This is a genomic window from Coprococcus ammoniilyticus (genome assembly GCF_025567345.1).
Lineage (GTDB): Bacteria > Bacillota > Clostridia > Lachnospirales > Lachnospiraceae > Coprococcus > Coprococcus ammoniilyticus.
Genome location: NZ_JAOQJS010000006.1, coordinates 1 through 14,109, shown reverse-complemented (window position 1 = coordinate 14,109; position 14,109 = coordinate 1). Strand labels below are relative to the sequence as shown.

Below are 14,109 nucleotides of genomic sequence, written 5' to 3'. Positions count from 1 at the left end.
GAGATTCTATGAACTGGCATCCGATGATCCGGTGGCCTTTCACCTTATGTTATGTAATTATCACCTTCCATATACATAGTCACATGTATTTGGATACTCTACTTTACTTTTTTGTAAGTTACTTTTGATGGAACATTTCCTTTCTTCATAAGACTTACATATTTCTTATACTGCTTTTTCGGCACATTTACAACTACTTTTTTATTGATTCCCTTAAATGCCTTCTTTCCGACCTTATTCAGTTTCTTTGTTTTAAATGTAATTTGTTTCAGTTTTTTACATTTTGCAAATGAACTCTTACCAATCGTAGTCACACTCTTACCAATCTCAATATTTGTAAGTGCCTTGCATCCGTAGAATGCCTGATCGCTAATCTTTGTAACTTTATCACCGATCTGAACGCTAGTCAGGTACTTATAATTTGCAAATGCCTTCTTTTCAATAGCAGTAATCTTATACGTCACACCACCGATCTGAACAGTATTTGCAATTTTCAATTTCTTATATTTCTTGTTCGTCTTCTTTGTACTTCCAACTACCTTTACAGTACCTTTTCCATTCTTTGCATCCTTGGTTACTTTGTACTTAATGTCTTCGACAACATACGCCTTCTTCTTGGAAACTTTAATCTGGAATGTCTTCTTTACAGTTCCCTTATAATTACCCTTACCGGTAATAGTGATCGTTGCCTTACCAATATTCTTATTATTCTTATACTTAACTGTATAATCCGTCTTAGCTGACAGTTTCTTGCCGTTGACCGTAACTGTAAGTTTACTCTGTTTTAACGTCTTTCCTGTATAGGTCACCGTTGACTTAATTCCGGAAATAACTGTCTTACTTGCTGCCTTACTGATATCTGTTACCACCGGTTTATCCGGTGTCGGTGTTGGCTTATCCGGTGTCGGTGTTGGCTTATCCGGTGTCGGTGTTGGCTTACCTGGTGTGGTATCTTCCTTCTTCGGCAGGACTTCCTGCTTCTGATATCCACACACCTCACATTCGTATGTCTTAATACCTGTTGCAGTCGTTGTCGGTGCCTTTGTGATCTCACCTGCATTAAATGTATGAGCAGCTTTCTCTGTCTTCTCACCACATTCACATTCCTGCCAATGCTGTGCAGCATCTGATTTCCATACAAGTGTATGTGCATGTTCACTCTGCACCGTTATCTTCACTGTCACGATAATACCCTTATGAGCATTACTCCATCCAGGGTTCTCTGTCCAGTCATAATTTGTAATATCATTCGGCTTATAACACACCTTGTAATCTCCGGATTCATTTATGACGGTTGTCTTTGCTGTATACCAGTAATAATAACCACCATCAACATCCGGAAGTTCTACATCACCTAATACAGTTCCCTTTTTCACAGTTAATGTATCAAGCGTAGATGTAAATTCCGCTTTTGCAGGTTCGACTGTTACAGTAATTACAACATCCTGTACTACTTCATAAACATTTTCATTTTTCGGAATATATGTTGCCTTAAATGAATGGCTTCCTGCCTCTCCAAGAGACATACTGTCATCCACCCATGCAAATGTTCCTTCTTCCGTCTCCGGAATGGTTACATCTGCAAGTGTCTGTCCATAGATTCCCTTCAGATCTGTCGGAACCTTATATTCCGGAATCTGTTTGTCTGCTTTCACCGTGATCTTTACTTTGATCCTTACAGATCCATTTGCCAGCACTTCATAAGCATCTTCTGCTATATCTGCCTTGCTCCAGTCATAATTTGTAATATCTGTCGGAATAAAATATGCATCATATTCCGCTGTTCCTGCCTTTTCAATCACAGTTGTCTTATCAACCCACTGATAATTACCTTTCTTTGCTTTCGGAAGAGTCACACTCTCCAATGTCTTACCTGCCACACCAACACATGTGTCCGGTGTGTCCATAACAGGAGTTCCTTTGCCAACCTTGGTAAATGTCAGTTTAAATGCTGCAACTGTCTGATTCTTTCCACATACTTTAACGGTCACGATCTGTGATGAATCAGAAGCCTGCTTTGGTGTTCCATAGATCTTTCCATTCTTTAATTCCAGGCCGGAAGGAAGATACGATCCTTTTGCCAATGAATATGTAACCTTTGCTGTCGCATTGTCAATATCATTTGAGATTTTTAAAGCTGTCAGATCATATAGTGGATGATCTGCTGTTGTTGCAACACCCACAACTGCTGTGTCTACAGAATCCTCTTCTTTATCCAGTGTGATCGCTGTTGCTGTATCGCTTGCCATACTTACGGTAAATACAGTTGGTTCATATGGCATATTTGCTGTCCAGCTTGTATCATCACTCTTTGTCATCGAGCTGTCAGAAGAACCGTATTTGATCGCATCCACTGTCAGGTCATCAATCGGTGTGCCTGTTACAGTTACGCTTACTGCTACTCCGCCTCTGATATAAACGGAATCATCTCCCTCTGTACCTGTAGTCTTCATATTCGATTCCGTGGATGCAGCTAATGTAACAGGTGCATCCGTACCCTCTTCAAAACAGAATTCCGGATATTCCAGTTCCGCTTTATAGTAAATATTTGAATATGTTCTATACATATCCGGTTTGGTAGATGTAAGGATATATCCATCTCCTATAGAGGCTGCATTTACAGTCTGATCCAAAACACCATCATTGATAATGGTTCCTCCGTTTTTCAGCTTACCAAAGCATAATGATGCATCCGCCTTATTTATAAATCTGGCTGTTGTATTCAATGTTAATGTCGTTGCAGTTAACAATGACACATCACCTGTATTGGTAAATGTTCCGGATACTGTTGTATCAGAATACTTGTCTCCTTTGCAGTAGAATGAACCATGGTTGGTGATCGATCCATTCAGCTCTGCATCACCTGTGTATGTAACTGTAGTACCATCCGCGATCGTAATATCCGACTTGTTCAGTACATGCAGATCTCTTGTTGTTACATCTTTATTGATCGTATAAGTTCCGCCAACATATACATCCTGATAATCCTCAGCATACAATCCGCCATTTAATGTATAGCTACTATCCTGATACAGGTATGTCACAATACCTCTGGACGTTCCGGTCACTGTACGTTTTCCAACTATATTATTAACGGTACACTGAGCCGCTACAACATAGTTACTGCATCCTGTCTTATCTGTAATTGTTATATTTCCTACAGATCCTTTGTATACCAGAACACTTTCTCCCAGATTTGTACCGGTTGAATTACTGATTCCAAATGATGTGGTATCCAGTGTTATATCCACATCCCCATTAACGGTCGAATCATTTAAGAACCAGCTCTTGCTATTACTTCCAAGTGCCCAGTTACCAACAACGTCAAAGCTTGCATTTCCCTGGATCGTACTTTCATAAAATCCATATGAATTGCTCTTATTTGATATCATACTGTTTTTATAATCTGCAAATGCTACCTGACTGCCACTTGCACCGATCCTGATATCTGCATTATTTCTTACGGTTCCGCTTTTTGCAAAATACATGCTATAGGTTTCTCTGAATGGTGTCTGCGCCATATGAGCCTTATCTGTAAAATGGAATATAAGATCATCTGCACTTGCTTCCTGCAAACCGTAAACATACTGATAGAAAGATCCGCCGGTTGCATAAAGTTCCACTTTCTTTACATCTGCATTATATGCTCCTGCAGTCCGATAAGAAATTGTTCCGTCCTTCACATACAGACTGACTGTACCGTTTACCTTCGCCTGAGCACTTCCCGTACTTGATGTACCTGCGCCAAACAAACCACCGATGGATCCACCATACATATAAATAGAGATATCACCCTCATACGGCGTATTATCTTTGTATCCATAGATTGACCGGCTGCTCAGATCATAAGATGTCTTTCCGCCAATTTTTAATGCTCGTCCGCTATCGGCTATACCATCATGATTATCATCCGGATAAATTGATACTTTTTTACCGGAGCCGTCGGACGCATCCGGCATGATCACAACAGAATGTCCTTTCAGATCAATATCGCTATACTCTTTTACATCCAGTTCTTTCGTCAGATCCGTTACCTTATATCCTGCTTCTTCTACTGTAAATACAACCTTACACTCTGCCTCAGAACCGTTTCTTCCTGTAATACGGAAAATCGTTTCTGTAGTTTCTGCTGTATCAGCTGGTGTACCAACTACCTTTCCATCCTGCAGAATCAGTCCGTCCGGAAGCTTGGAACCGGCTTTGATCCTATACTTTTTCGATGATCCGTATCGAAGAGATGTATCGTTCTCAAGTTTTAACTGATTCAGATCATATGCCGGATCTTCTGCTGTATACTCGGCATCTTTTACAACGACCGGATCCGAATACTGTTTTGTACATGTAATCTGCTTTGCTATATATTCCACATATATCTCTGACTTCTCCTGTGGAAATGTCAACGTGCATCTTCCGTTTGCATCTCCCTCAACAGCCTCTCCGCCATTTACCGAAAGTACTGCTGTATATCCCGGAACATCTACATAAGTAATATTCTGAGTCGTATTACCCGGCAGGTAATAATCAAGGCCATTTCCATCTTCGCTGTCGCTCCATCCAAAATCCTCAGCAGATGAATATCCGGTGATACCTTCCATATTCGATGTTGCCGTTACCTTAAAATACAGTTTCGACCAGTCACTGATATCTGTATCTTCCGCAAAAGAACCAACCACAAGCCATTTCGCCGTGCTACTGAATGTCTTACCGGACACAACGCCCTTATGAAGGATCTTACCGGATGTATTCTGTGCCTTGATGTCATCAGCAGTAAGCTTTGCATCTTCCTCTATCGTTACCCAACAGTAATTTGGTTCAAATGATCCAAATTCGCAGTTATCATGGAACCAGATCTTTGATAAATTGCCATTTGTTGTAAACTTATCTGCTTTTACGCCTTTATTGATCGTACATTCTGTTCCACGTTCCAATGTGAATGTTCCTGTAAGCTCAACTCGTGCATTCGCTATGATCGTTGCAAATTCTTTTACTGCCAGAGAATCTCCACTCAATAACTCATTAATCACATATTTCTTATCCAATGTGATCGCTCCTGCCTTATCAAGTAGAGAGCCTGCGAAGAATGCATATGACGCATCCTTGATAGCTGCAGTTCCAACTGCTGCATTTTTTCCTGTTTTAACAGCTACACATCCATCTAATGAAGCTCCGGATCCCAGTCCATATACATTATTTACGCTGCCGCCCTGAACATCAACGACAACCGCATCGCTGTCTGTATATGACATCTGAGAATTATACGCGCCATATATCGTACCCGCAGAGCCACTTAACATGGTGACTCTGACAGATCGGTCACTATTCTGTCTGTCAACTCCCTTGATCACATAATCAGACAGATCTGCACTGTACATAGCACTCTTTCCATCTGGTTTACCATCCTGGTCATCATCCGCATAGATTCCGGTAACTGTAGTACCATCTGCCAGCTTCATCTCCTGAATAACTGCTGAAGTACCATTTAAATTAATCTCTTTCTTCTCTTCGTCAATCGTCAGCCTCTCACTGGTACTTTCCTGTACCTGCTGTTTGGTTGAAACGATCACGTTCAGTTTTAATACTGCTTCCGTTCCATTCTTACCTGTTACATGAATATCAGTCCGTTTTCCATTTTCGTATAATACCGTAGGTATTCCAATAATCTTTCCATCTTCGATCTTCAGTCCATCCGGAAGATTATATGTATCATCTTCTTTATACTGTACGGTACCTTCTTTTGCATCATTGATGATCACAAGTCTGGTCAGATCGTATAATGGATCCTCGGATGTATACTCTTTATTTATAACAGCACAAGGATCTGCTGCCGCTTTTTTTATCGTAATTGGCAGGCCTTCGAATGTTACAACGATCGTTACCGGTTCATCCGGCATATCGAAACTGTAATTATAACCTGATACTGCAAGTTCGGAACCCGTTGTTTCCGAATCTTTCTTTACAATTGCTGATTTCATCTGGTATCCGGTGGAAGTTGAAATATAAACACTGATGTTCTGTTCATTTTTTCCATAATACACATCGGGATCTAATGAAATAGTCTCGCCCGATCCGGTAGAAACAACACCTGCATTTTTATTATATTCCAGTTTTATTGGATAATAGATCTCAGCTGCATTCTCTTCTGCATCGATCTGTCCGCCATTCAGATAGATCTTTGGATTTGAAGACGTAAGGCTCTTTATTGCATTTGCCTTTATCGTTCCCTTATTTAATACCTTGGCTGACGATGTTATATTCAAATTCTCTTTTGCTGTTACTGTCACATTTTCTGAAACCTGAACAACAGCAGGTGCAGTTGAATAATTTGCATAATTACCAAAATATACATTGTCCGCAGAAACATTCTCATTCAGTACAACCGTTCCACCATAGTAGATATCGTTTCCGATCGTTATGATCGCTGAACCGGTTTCATTTGTATTCGGAATAACATAACATGTGGATGGCAGTTTACAATCATCTTTTACTGTCATTGTAAGTTTTGTATGATCTGCCAGAGTATTACTGAACCGAAGTGAACTCATGGCACTGAAGTCCGTATTTTCAATCTGTACATTTACATGATGTTCGTCCGACGATGTCGCATAAGAAGCAAATTGGACTGTATCATAAGAGCTTCCAAATACTTCACTGTCTTTTATCGTAAAGTCAGAGCTTCCATAAATCGTAGATGAACTTAACGGCTGCATTGCCTTACAACGAATACCTGTTACATCTGCTGTAAAATCTCCATTTATTGTTGCTCCCTGCAACATATAATATGTACTCGAACCCGCTGATGAATTCGAATCGATCACCGGCTGACCATTCTCATCCAGGATCGTGCTGTCATTTTCATGTTCAGAGGTAAATATTACATTTTTATCCGCTTTCGCATAATAGAAGCCCGTATATGCAGACCAGATATTTTTCGAACTGTTAATAATACAGTCATCACCGAAATAACCATTATATACCATATAGATTGACCAGTTTGCTGTACAATTGGTCACTGAGATCTTCTGTGCTGCAACGGTCTTATAATTTTCAGAAGTATATCCTGAATAACCATAGATACTGTATCCCTTACAATTATCCAGACTGATGTCAGCCGGACCGGTCACATTCGCGGAACCGGATTGATAACCATATATACTTGCACTTCCGCCATCAATATCCTGCATGGTAAGTTTCAAAGAATAGATCTGCTTTACACCACTCAGGCCATACACGATACCGTTTACTTTACAATTCTTTATTGCAACATCAACGGTATACCCATCATTTTCGCTTCCCCGACTGATAAATGAACATTCGGAACTACTTCCCATGATCGCCCCGGAACAGATACAACCCTCAATCTGTATAGATGCATGTCCATAAATACCTGACGAATAGGTACCATATATATTTGCAAAGGTTCCGCTTCCGCCCAGGATCTTTACATCCAGATTTCCCTTTACAGCACTGTTGTTCGTGCCATAAAATGTCCATCCTTTTCCTGTATAATTCTTTAATGATGCAGTCAGATCATTTACACTGCCTGAATTTAATACATGAAATTCACTTTGACTGCTTACATCGATCCCATCAGCATCAAAATTCACATCACCATTTACTGTACTGCCGGAAAGCACAATTCCGGATGTATCAGTCCCCGTAAAACTAACATTCCGTAATTTCACATCCACATTCTTCTGCACAGTACTTCCTGATGCAAGTGCATTGAGCATATAATAAGATCCGCCATTCAGGGATAAGGACACATTCCCACTGATCTGAGCAGTTTTTCCTATATATAACGGCCCACTGCTTACCGATGTGTCTACAAATTGGAGTTCCACATCTCCTTTTACCTCTGATTTCTCTGCTGCGGTTAATACTTTCAGATCAGCCTTATTCAAAGCCCGCACAATTAATGCGGCACTGTCAGATCCTGTCTCAATACAGCCTCCGTATACGCCATACACCGATCCCAGCTCTACACCATCTAATGTGATCGCAAGTGGCCGATCTGACTTCTGTTCATATAATCCGTAAACAGGCATCCCAGGATACAGAATATCAGCACTTCCATCCAGTTCAAATGCTGATTCACCTTCATCCAGCTCTCCATTCCTGTTTTTATCATTATAAATATTGATATATGTACTCTGTGATGTTGATTTGTCAGATTTGCGAATAATAACAGAATTACCATTCAGATCAATTCCCATTGTACTTCCTGCATCATTTTTTACATAGGTGACTCCCTTTGACGGATCTGCCGCCTCATATTCCTGATCCGATCCGCTGTCGCCCTGCACATCTGTCGCTGCCTGTACAGAAAGCCCCTGCGTCATACAGAGTCCTGCCGTCAACGCCAGTGCCGCTACATATCCTCTCATGTTTCGTTTTCTCATTCTGTCCTCCATTCATCGCTGTCCGGAACTGCATCCCGCCAATTCCTATGTATACTTTGATATACTATAAATTGCCAGTTATCCAACCCCTTGGGATAACTGGCAATGTCATTATGTTTCCGGTTGTGATACCTTGGGCATATTTTTGTGTAATCTTCTAAATTATTGCACAAATCCGTATTATTTTTGTGAGAAACTATCCAAATTTATCACACCATGTATATTGTAGCACATTAGTTTTATAAATACTATTCACAATTTTGCAACATATTTTTAGCTAATTTCACCAATTTTAACAAATTATTTGTATATTTTGTACTATACGCTTCCGCAACCCGAAAATGATTCTCATATATGTGCATCCATTTCTCCATATTCATCCTGTCATAAAACAAAAAAATAACCGGAAAGCTGAAAACCGGTATCATTTAATACCACAATTTTTCACCTTCCGGTTACATTCATATCATATCCCGGCATGCCCATAAATGTGCACTCCGAAATATTAGATATTTACTTTTTTATCATCTTCTTCTGTTTGTAAGTAACAGCAGACGAACAAGCTGAAGGATTGCAGTTACCATTGCGGCTACATAAGTAAGAGCTGCAGCAGTTAACACTCTCTTGGCCCCACCAAGTTCTTCTTCTGTCATAAATCCGCCATTTCTTAAAATAGCAATTGCTCTGCCTGATGCATTAAACTCAACCGGCAGGGTTACAAACTGGAATACAACGACCAGTGAAAATAACAGAATTCCCAGTGTGATACATACATCCAGTCTTGGGATCAGTAAACCGATCAGGATCAATGGCCATGATAATGTAGAACCAATGCTTACAACCGGCACGATCGCTGAACGAAAACCAAGCGGCGCATATCCTTCCGCATGCTGGATCGCATGACCACACTCATGTGCTGCTACACCAATTGCCGCTATCGATCTGGAACCATATACATTCTGTGACAGATTCAAGGTATGATCCTTTGGATTATAGTTATCCGTTAATTCTCCGGCAATCGGGCGGATCGTTACATCTGTGATTCCGGCATTTCTGAGAATCATCGCTGCTACCTGTTCTGCAGTAAATCCTGATCTGGTCGATACCTTTTCATACTTCTTATATGCTGATTTCACCTGAGCAGATGCGATCAGTGACAGAACAACTCCGATCAGAACTAATATATACGTTGGATCAAAATAAAAATAAGGCATATCACTCATCTCTTTCTTATATAATATTTGTAATAGTCTTTCCCTTTAAATTCTCCCATTTCAAACGGAATACACCAAAGGATTATTTTTTTCTTCTCTTTGACTTTTTATCAGTCTGTTCCCCATACATTTCTCTGTACATTTCTTCTCTCGGATCGACCTCTTCATTTTTTCTGTCTGCCAAAAGAATCCTTCCGATAAATCCAAGCCCTCCAAAGATCAGCACCAGAATAACCAGCCAGTCAAATAAAGTCATGGTCGTCAAATGTATATTCGTTGTCAGAATGACCATGATGACGATCAACAGTCCTGCAAGTGCCGAAAAAACCTTTGATGCAAAGGAATCTGTCATAAACATCCAGACAATTCCGATGATCAATGGAATCACTACCATTCCTGAACTGATTCTTGCTCCCCAAATGGACATTCCTCCAAATGAAGAAAAGAAACTGGACGATACGATTACTTTCTGTGATAAGATAAATAACCCTGCCACCAGCATCACGATCCCGGCAACAAATGTCATCAGCTCATGTTTTGGCTTCTTCATATACTCCTCCATTTCTACCACTGTATGTGAATCAATCTGTTATGCTGTAAACTTCACTGCCGTTCCGGAAACAAGGATCTCCGCACCACCGGCAACAATTGTTGTTGAAGCAAATCTGACATTTACGATCGCATCTGCGCCCATGCTCATAGCCTGGTTGATCATATATGAAATTGCTTTATCCTTTGCTTCTGCCATCATCTGTGTATATGCCTGCATTTCTCCTCCTACCATATTACGGAAGGATGCTCCGATATCTTTTCCGATATTCTTACACATAACACAACAGCCTGTTACTAATGAGAGTACCTGATACTCTCTTCCTGGTATATTCTCTGTATTTACTACTACCATTTTCTTTTCCTCCTGCGTTTTCCATAACCTTTTGTTTCTCCTGCTCCCTGCAGGCTTCTTTATCATACCACGAATGAACGCGACCTGTAAATCACTTTATACTACACGTTAGCATCATTAAAACATGCATTTTTTATGTTTTCTTTTCACAATTCATTGACATCCTGAACATAGAATAAACACATTTATCCAGTAATATAAATACCATCAAAGGAAAACAAAACCAAGAGGGCATCACCGGAAATGCGGTCAGAGCGAGCGTTTCCGACTGAATGTCCTCAGATCTAAAAAAGTGCATATCTGAATATCAGATACACACTTTATAATTATTGCTTACTTTCATTTTTCATAGATTCCCTTCCTTCGCCCCGTAGCAATACCTGCTGCGGGGCTTTTGTTATACTGACATAATGTATTCATATAGCTTTCATCTGTCATCCAGGAAAGAGAACTTATTTTTTGATCTTTACGCTTTTTGCTGCTCCAGCGCTCTTAAAGATAGTCTTGTAAGCCTTTACTTTCTTCTTTGGCACTTTGATCGTTGCCTTTTTATTGATCTGTGTAAATGCAGACTTTCCAACTGTTTTCTTTTTCAACTTACTGCTTTTCACAGTGATCGTCTTCAGTTTCTTACAGCCATAGAATGCTTTGCTCCCGATCCGACTTACCTGTTTTGGTATTGTGAGTTTCTTGATCGCTGTACACTTGGCAAATGCTTTATCTCCAATCTTTGTCAGCTTCGCATCCAGTGAAACACTGTTCAGCTTCTTGCAGCCATAGAATGCACTCTTTCCAACTGACTTCACATTCTTTCCAAGTTTTACTGTTTTCAGCTTCTTACAGCCCTTAAATGCATTGTTGCCAATAGAAGTAACCTTGAACTTATAGCCCTGATACATAACTGTTGCAGGTATTGTTGCCTTTGTTACGGATTTCTTTGCTCCATACAGCGTCACAGTACCCTTCTTGGCATCTGATTTTGTAATCTTATAACGCAATTTTCCAACTTTGAACTTTGTTCCAACTGCCGCAGGCTTTTCTGCCTTGATAAATTTCTGGGAATACTGATTCTTTGAAGTATCAATACCATCCTGCTTTGCTCCTGCAAAACTGTTGTTTGAAATATGGGATACGTTCTTGGGAATTACCATCTTCTTGATATTGGTACAGTTCTTAAATGCATTATCTCCAATATTCTTCAGACTGTTTGGAAGTTTTATCGTATTCAGATTATGGCATCCGTCAAATGTTCCATTGGCAATCTTTGTTACTCCTTCCGGAATATCAATATCGTGCAGATTGCCACAGGTCTGAAATGCTCCCGTTCCGATGGACTTCAGAGTAGTTCCCTTAAATACCACCTGATTTACATTTGAACAGCCATAGAATGCATAAGCTCCTATCTTCTTCAGTGTTTTTGGCACAACAATTCCTACATAACCACCATTCTCTTCCGGTTTTCTGAAATCCTTCAGGTTTGGGCAATTATAAAATGTATAATCCGGTATTACCTCAATCTTTGTTTTTGACATATCAAATATGATATTCGGACAATATGCAAATGAATATGTGCCGATAGATGTTACACTTGCCGGAAGCATGATCTGAATATTGTTATTATATGCAAACGCATAAGCTCCTATCTTTTCCAGCTTGGATTTATCTCCAAAGGAAACGGTTCCAAGATTGTTGCATTTATAAAATGCATAATCACCGATCGTCTTCACAGAATCCGGAATGCGGATCTCCCATGTAATTCCGCTCTGCTCACATGCATATGGATTGATCACTGTCAGCTTTGGTGAAAACGTATATGGTCCTTTGCCATTATAGTTAAAGGATGCCATACGATACAGAATCTTACCATCCTTGCTAATCAATAATTCCCCCTGCGTTTTTCCCTTGATCTGTGCACGATTTGGATCTGCAGGATTCCATGTATAGGTTGTAAAATATGCACTTGACTCCGGCACTGCAAATCTGCCGATTGATCTGCAGCCTGCAAATGCTCCTGTTCCAAGCTTCGTCAGTCCGGACGGAATCGATATAGCGCCCATATCTGTATACGATACTACTACACCTTTTTCCGTTGCAGTACCTGTAGTGCCAGCCGCATCCGTTACTGTTGCCGTCTTATTCGCCGTTACATTCGTTGTTTTCTTGTAGCTATACAACGTATTAAGGCTCTGACAATTTTCAAATGCCTTATCGCCGATTGTTACAACTGTGTCCGGAATTACAATCAGAGTAACTCTTTCACATCCCTTAAATACATTATTGCCAATTCCTGTTACTGTCCTGCCGTTGATCGTTGCCGGTACAATGATCTGTTCCGCATTCTTGTTTCCTTTGTATGCGGTGATCGTACCATTTGCATCACATACAAATGATGCTGCTGCACTATATGTATACATCTGTCCTGCATTATCAGCTTTTGATAAAGAGCCCGCACCCATCAGTGCCAGTATGCAAATACACATTGCTACAGCAAGCATCAGCCATAATTGTTTACTTCTTGTCTGCTTCATAGCATAACCTCCCTAAAAAATACTGTTTCTATTTTATCATGCCATTCCACAGAAAGATAGTTTATTTCGATTTACCCTTATGAAATACTTTTATTTTTTGATGGTTCCTTTTACAACACCCTTTACAACCTTATATTTTTTATTGCCCAGTTTTACAGTGCCTGTAACCTTCTTTGCAATCTTTCTTCCTCCAATGTAAATGTGATCGTTGGATTCTTCCACTGTGTCCATCTAGAATTTTTGTCCATTTTTAGACAAACGAAAAAAAGCCTAAAACCTTTCAGTTTCAAGCTTTTCGAATAATGCCGGCGACCGGAATCGAACCGGTACGGGAGGTTAGTCCCGCAGGATTTTAAGTCCTGTGCGTCTGCCAGTTCCGCCACGCCGGCATGTCCTTTGGACAATGGGACCTACAGGGCTCGAACCTGTGACCCTCTGCTTGTAAGGCAGATGCTCTCCCAGCTGAGCTAAGATCCCATATATAATTTTGCGCTTTCGCAAGCGACCCGGATGGGGTTCGAACCCACGACCTCCGCCGTGACAGGGCGGCGCTCTAACCAGCTGAGCCACCAGGCCATATTAATTTTAAAACGTAGTGGACGTTCGGGGACTCGAACCCAGGACCGATCGGTTATGAGCCGATTGCTCTAACCAACTGAGCTAAACGTCCTCATGTTATAAATGGGACCTACAGGGCTCGAACCTGTGACCCTCTGCTTGTAAGGCAGATGCTCTCCCAGCTGAGCTAAGATCCCATATATAATTTTGCTTTCGCAAGCGACCCGGATGGGGTTCGAACCCACGACCTCCGCCGTGACAGGGCGGCGCTCTAACCAGCTGAGCCACCGGGCCATTATGGTAATCGCTTCGATGATAACAAGCAAAACTTCGTTCACATCTTACGTTTGATGGATACATGTTCTATTGTTCATGTACCTTCAGAATTTCATACAGAAAGTCTTACGACTTCATTTTCTCCAATCTCTTCCGCTTATCTTTCGAACCTCTCAGGATAAGTCTTCGACCTATTAGTATCTGTCAGCTGAATGCGTTACCGCACTTAC

The 14,109-nt window shown here is 40.6% G+C and carries 6 protein-coding genes and 6 tRNA genes; all 12 read right to left on the bottom strand.

Going from position 1 to position 14,109, the window contains the following annotated elements; translation table 11 throughout:
* Positions 1 to 98: 98 nt before the first annotated feature.
* Positions 99 to 8,399 carry a leucine-rich repeat domain-containing protein gene (locus tag OCV60_RS10190; RefSeq protein ID WP_262530133.1) on the bottom strand — a complete coding sequence of 2,767 codons (8,301 nt, stop codon included), beginning with the start codon at positions 8,397 to 8,399 and terminating at the stop codon, positions 99 to 101.
* A gap of 524 nt (positions 8,400 to 8,923) precedes the next feature.
* Positions 8,924 to 9,613 (bottom strand): zinc metallopeptidase, encoded by a 690-nt coding sequence (locus tag OCV60_RS10185; RefSeq protein ID WP_117785207.1) that lies wholly within the window; start codon positions 9,611 to 9,613, stop codon positions 8,924 to 8,926.
* A gap of 82 nt (positions 9,614 to 9,695) precedes the next feature.
* Entirely contained in the window at positions 9,696 to 10,163 is a 468-nt protein-coding gene (locus tag OCV60_RS10180) for a hypothetical protein (RefSeq protein WP_021943702.1), read from the bottom strand.
* A gap of 39 nt (positions 10,164 to 10,202) precedes the next feature.
* Positions 10,203 to 10,517 (bottom strand): YbjQ family protein, encoded by a 315-nt coding sequence (locus tag OCV60_RS10175; RefSeq protein WP_021943703.1) that lies wholly within the window; start codon positions 10,515 to 10,517, stop codon positions 10,203 to 10,205.
* 452 nt (positions 10,518 to 10,969) lie between these two features.
* Positions 10,970 to 13,045: a leucine-rich repeat domain-containing protein gene (locus OCV60_RS10170; RefSeq protein ID WP_262530132.1), complete on the bottom strand. Its 2,076-nt coding sequence runs from the start codon at positions 13,043 to 13,045 to the stop codon at positions 10,970 to 10,972.
* Positions 13,046 to 13,135: 90 nt separating this feature from the next.
* Positions 13,136 to 13,276, bottom strand: coding sequence for a hypothetical protein (locus OCV60_RS10165; protein WP_262530131.1), 141 nt, complete (start codon positions 13,274 to 13,276; stop codon positions 13,136 to 13,138).
* Positions 13,277 to 13,348: 72 nt separating this feature from the next.
* Positions 13,349 to 13,434 (bottom strand) — tRNA-Leu (locus tag OCV60_RS10160).
* A gap of 15 nt (positions 13,435 to 13,449) precedes the next feature.
* Positions 13,450 to 13,522, bottom strand: a tRNA-Val gene (locus OCV60_RS10155).
* A 25-nt stretch (positions 13,523 to 13,547) separates the two neighbouring features.
* A tRNA-Asp gene (locus OCV60_RS10150) sits at positions 13,548 to 13,621 on the bottom strand.
* 20 nt (positions 13,622 to 13,641) lie between these two features.
* Positions 13,642 to 13,715 (bottom strand) — tRNA-Ile (locus OCV60_RS10145).
* A gap of 12 nt (positions 13,716 to 13,727) precedes the next feature.
* Positions 13,728 to 13,800: transfer RNA gene (locus OCV60_RS10140), tRNA-Val, on the bottom strand.
* A gap of 23 nt (positions 13,801 to 13,823) precedes the next feature.
* Positions 13,824 to 13,897: transfer RNA gene (locus OCV60_RS10135), tRNA-Asp, on the bottom strand.
* Between the last annotated feature and the right edge of the window lie 212 nt (positions 13,898 to 14,109).